At 62.7% G+C, this 3138-nt stretch carries 3 protein-coding genes; 2 read left to right on the top strand and 1 reads right to left on the bottom strand.

The features are described 5' to 3' along the window. Positions 1–619: GntR family transcriptional regulator (locus EN969_RS23830; protein ID WP_164758444.1), on the bottom strand; the 619-nt coding region annotated here is incomplete at its 3' end. A 324-nt stretch (positions 620–943) separates the two neighbouring features. On the opposite strand from EN969_RS23830, the gene EN969_RS23825 reads away from it, so the two are divergent. Next, positions 944–2446: a sugar ABC transporter ATP-binding protein gene (locus EN969_RS23825; RefSeq protein ID WP_063169854.1), complete on the top strand. Its 1503-nt coding sequence runs from the start codon at positions 944–946 to the stop codon at positions 2444–2446. Further along, positions 2443–3138 (top strand): ABC transporter permease (locus EN969_RS23820; RefSeq protein ID WP_245467479.1); only part of this gene is annotated, 696 nt, incomplete at its 3' end. The genes EN969_RS23825 and EN969_RS23820, both read left to right, overlap by 4 nt.

Raw genomic sequence — 3138 nt, 5'->3', positions numbered from 1 at the left:
GATGTTCCATGGCCCGTGCCGCACCCTCGGCGTCGTGGCGCTTCAGCGCGTCGAAAATGGCCTCGTGCTGCTCGATCGTCTGTTCGCCATAACCCGGTCTTGGGATAGCGAGATAGCGCCCGCGATCCATCTGTGCCTTCGAGATGTCGACGGCTCTCCAGATCATCGGCAGGCCGCAGATCTCGGCTATGGTGCGGTGGAAGACATCGTCGAGTTGTATCGCGGTGGCATATCTGCCGCGGGATATGGCAAGCCGGTGCGCCGCCATGTTGTCTTCCAGCAATTCGCTGGCTGCCGCTGTGAACTTGGCGGCCGCGCGTCGGGCGCTTTCCATCTCCAGTGCCCGCCGGATGACATAGGCTTCTTCCAGGTCGGCCCGGCTGATCGGAGCAACATAGGTGCCGGTCTGCGCCAGGATCTTGACCAGGCCCTCGTCGCTGATGCGCTTGACCGCTTCGCGAACGGGGGTGCGAGACACCCCCAGGGCCTCCGCGATGGCGACCTCGTTGATGACCTCTCCCGGCTTCAACTGCCCGACGACGATCAGGTTGCGGATCTTGTGGTAGATCTGATCGCGGAGCGGAAGAGCCCGATTGAGCGTCGAAGGATCCAGGTCCATTGCAAATCCGTGTCTTCGTTCACCAGAAATGGCCAGATAATACTAGAATGTCAATTGGAACGCATCCAATACAAGCGTGGGGGTCGGTGACGCACGACGTCATGACGACCCGCCGGAATCCAGCTTGCCAGAACTGTTATATTAGTGCAATAGTGAGGATGAACGATGGAAAATTCAGTCCGGGACTGAGGCTTGGATCTTCAACAGCGCAGGCCATTCAAGCTTGTTCGAAGAAGCCCGAACTGCGTTTGCAGCGCTATTATACTAACATATCGAAGGCCGATGTAGCGCACCGGCCGGCCGCCAGGAGGAACCTAGCCAGATATGACCGTCGCCGCCGATTGCGCCTTGGATATGCGAGGCATCAGCAAGAACTTTCCAGGCGTGAAGGCTCTGTCCAACGTCAATTTTGCCGTGAAATTCGGCACCGTTCATGCGGTCGTGGGTGAGAACGGCGCCGGCAAATCGACGCTCATGAAGATCCTCAACGGATCCTACGCGCCCACCAGCGGCACGATCAAAGTCGGTGACGCCGAGGTGCGCATGCGCCGGCCCGCCGACGCCCAGGCGCTCGGCATCCGCATGGTGCACCAGGAAATCAATCTGGTCCCCCACCTGACCGTCGCCGAGAACGTCTATCTCGGCCGCATGCCCGGCAAATGGACCTTTCTGCGCAAGCGCGAGATGGTCAGGGCGGCGGCTGCCGTCCTCGACGAGCTCGGAGCGGCCATTAATCCGCGTGAACGGCTCGGCAACCTTTCTATCAGCCAGCAGCAGCTCGTCGAGATCGCCAAGGCCTATGCGGCGCAGCCGAGGATCATCGTGCTGGACGAGCCGACATCCAGCCTCAGCGAGCATGAGACGGCGGCGCTGTTCCGGATCCTGCGCAAGATGCGCGATGACGGCATCGCCATCGTCTACATCAGCCATCGGCTGAAGGAGGTGCTCGAAATCGCCGATGAGGTGACGGTGCTGCGCGATGGCTCAATGATCGAGACGCGTCCGATCAAGGGCATAAAGGCTGCCGATATGATCAGGCTGATGGTCGGTCGCGAAGTTAGCAATGTCTTCCCGAAAAGTCCGGCCGCGATCGGCAAGTCCGTGTTGCGCGTGGAGCATATCAGCGACGGACAGCGCTTCCGCGATGTCAGCTTCGAAGTGCGCGCCGGCGAGATACTGGGCTTGACCGGCTTGGTGGGCGCTGGCCGCACCGAGGTTGCCCGCGCAATCTTCGGCCTGTCGCGGCTTGTCGAGGGCACGGTCAGCGTCAACGGACGCGAGGTCTCGATCAACTCGCCATCCCAGGCGGTCAGGGCAGGCATTGCCTATGTTCCGGAAGATCGCAAGGGCGATGGCGTCGTGCCTGGAATGTCGGTCCGGGAAAACATCAGCCTGCCCATCCTGCGCCGCCTGACCCGTTTCGGACGCATCAGCCGCAGCGCCGATCGCGCGCTTGCCCGGGATTCGGTCAAGCAGTTTTCGATTTCACCGCCCGACGGCGAACGGCGCATCAGCCTTCTGTCGGGCGGCAACCAGCAGAAGGCGGTCATCGCCAAATGGCTTGCCGCCAAACCTTCGGCCTTGATCCTCGACGAGCCGACGCGGGGCGTCGACGTCGGCGCCAAGGCCGAGATCCACCACATCATCGGCCAACTCGTCGCCGGCGGCATGGCGGTCGTGATGATCTCGTCGGAACTGCCCGAAATCCTCGGAGTCTGCGACCGCGTGGTGGTGATGCGCGATGGCTATGCCTCCGAGCCTCTCTTGCGCAGCGAATTGAGCGAGGAGCGCATCATGGCGCTGGCCACCGGGGAGGAGATGGCTTGAGCGAAGCGGCCATGGAGATCGGTGGCGTGAACCGCAACGACCGCTTTACGCGTGGCAGCAGGCTTGTCGATGTCCTGTCGAAGGCGGGGCTCGCCTTCGCCATCGTCGCCGTGATGCTCTACGGCTCCCTCGTCAGCCCCGCCTTCTTCACGTCAGGCAATTTGCTCAACGTCCTGACCTCGATGTCTATCGTTGGCATCGTCGTCGTCGGCATGACCTTCGTGCTCGTGGTCGGCGGCCTGGCCGACCTGTCGGTGCCGGCCACCATCGCCTGCGGCGCCATCCTGTCGCTCGGGCTGCAGCCGATGATCGGGCCGCTGCCGGCGTTCCTGCTGGCGGTGGGTCTCGCGGGCCTCATAGGCCTGCTCAACGGGGGCCTGGTCGGATATGTCGGCATCAATCCCATCATTGCCACGCTCGGCGTTGGCACGATCGGACTGGGCATCGTCCAGGCGGCTGTCGGCGGGGTCATCGTCTATGGCAGCAATCCCGCCTCAGCCGAATTCGCCAAGGGCCGGCTGTTCGGCATTCCGGTCGTGGTGTTGATCTTCCTGGTCATCGCCCTTGTCGGCCATTTCGTCCTGTCCCGCTCCTTCTGGGGCAGATGGACGCTCGCCACCGGCGGCAATTACAGCGCCGCCGAGGCTAGTGCGGTTCCGGTGCGGGCCGTGAAGGCTGGCGCCTTCGTGATC

Origin of the sequence: Mesorhizobium sp. M7A.F.Ca.CA.003.01.2.1, assembly GCF_003998945.1 — a bacterium.
GTDB classification, from domain to species: domain Bacteria; phylum Pseudomonadota; class Alphaproteobacteria; order Rhizobiales; family Rhizobiaceae; genus Mesorhizobium; species Mesorhizobium ciceri.
The sequence above is the reverse complement of the archived record's forward strand: the minus strand, read 5'-3'. Positions and strand labels throughout refer to the sequence as shown.

What these genes read in the sequence shown, in the direction of transcription:
- EN969_RS23825 (WP_063169854.1), top strand. Translation starts at nt 944, where the DNA reads ATGACCGTCGCCGCCGATTGCGCCTTGGATATGCGAGGCATCAGCAAG.